Genomic DNA, 646 nt, shown 5'->3' on the forward strand with positions numbered 1-646 from the left:
ATTAAAATTATCACCAAATGAAGGTTTTAGCTTTTTTTCTTAATAAAATAATAATTAAGGGGCTGTCCTAGATAAGTTTACTTTAAACTCTCTCTAACCCAGTGTCTAATTAGCTTTAGCTGCTCTTTAGAATTACTGTGATTAAATCTCCATTCACACTCCTTCAAAAATAAATAAAAATGTTCTCTAGGAATACCATTAAATTTTCTTAAATGTCTCTTTGCTTGATTCCAAAAATTCTCTATACCATTTATGTGATTATGCTTCTTTGCAAACAGCTTGCTATGGTTAATTCTATAATGTTTAAACTCTGAAACATCTAAGGCATTATAGCTCCTAAAAGTATCTGTGTAAACGATACTATCAGGCTTAACTTTTTCTCTAATTATTGGTAGTAAAGTATTGCTCTTAGCATCTGGAATAATTACTGTGTAAACCTTCCCATTACGTTTAAGTAAACCAAATACAGGAACTTTGCCACTAGCTCCTCTACCTCGTTTTCCTTTACGAGTTCCTCCAAAATAGCTTTCATCTACTTCTACCTCTCCTGTAAACATTTCTAAATGCTCACTGTTTTGATAAATAAGTAATCTTAATCTATGAAAATAGTAGCTGGCTGTAGTCTTATTTATTGATACTAATTCTG

General features: G+C 31.0%; 1 protein-coding gene. It reads right to left on the reverse strand.

Annotated elements, in window-relative coordinates; all coding sequences use genetic code 11:
- Nucleotides 1-77 precede the first annotated feature (77 nt).
- Nucleotides 78-646: IS1595 family transposase (locus F3D62_RS12550; protein ID WP_150468582.1), on the reverse strand; the 569-nt coding region annotated here is incomplete at its 5' end.

Origin of the sequence: Francisella sp. SYW-9 (genome assembly GCF_008711465.1) — a bacterium.
In the GTDB taxonomy this organism is placed as follows: Bacteria; Pseudomonadota; Gammaproteobacteria; order Francisellales; family Francisellaceae; genus Francisella.